The organism is Achromobacter sp. SIMBA_011, assembly GCF_046535435.1.
GTDB classification, from domain to species: Bacteria; Pseudomonadota; Gammaproteobacteria; order Burkholderiales; family Burkholderiaceae_B; genus Achromobacter; species Achromobacter dolens.
Genome location: NZ_JAWRWN010001100.1, coordinates 1 through 242, shown reverse-complemented (window position 1 = coordinate 242; position 242 = coordinate 1). Strand labels below are relative to the sequence as shown.

Below are 242 nucleotides of genomic sequence, written 5' to 3'. Positions count from 1 at the left end.
ACATGGCAGCATGTCCGGCAACTCTTTTCAAAACTGGGGTAAACTTGCGCCGGAAACAACCAAGTTAATTAAAACATTGACACAAAATGATGTTCATATCCTGGCCACATTAAGAACAAAAACGGAATATGTAGTGGAGTCCGATAATAACGGGAAAATGGCCCCTCGTAAGGTTGGGACTAAGCCAGTTCAAAAAGATGAAATGGAATATGAATTTATGCTTAATTTCACCATTGACATTG

General features: G+C 39.3%; 1 pseudogene. It reads left to right on the top strand.

Going from position 1 to position 242, the window contains the following annotated elements:
- Positions 1 to 10: 10 nt before the first annotated feature.
- A pseudogene (locus SB816_RS34435) lies at positions 11 to 242 on the top strand (hypothetical protein); the annotation flags it as partial.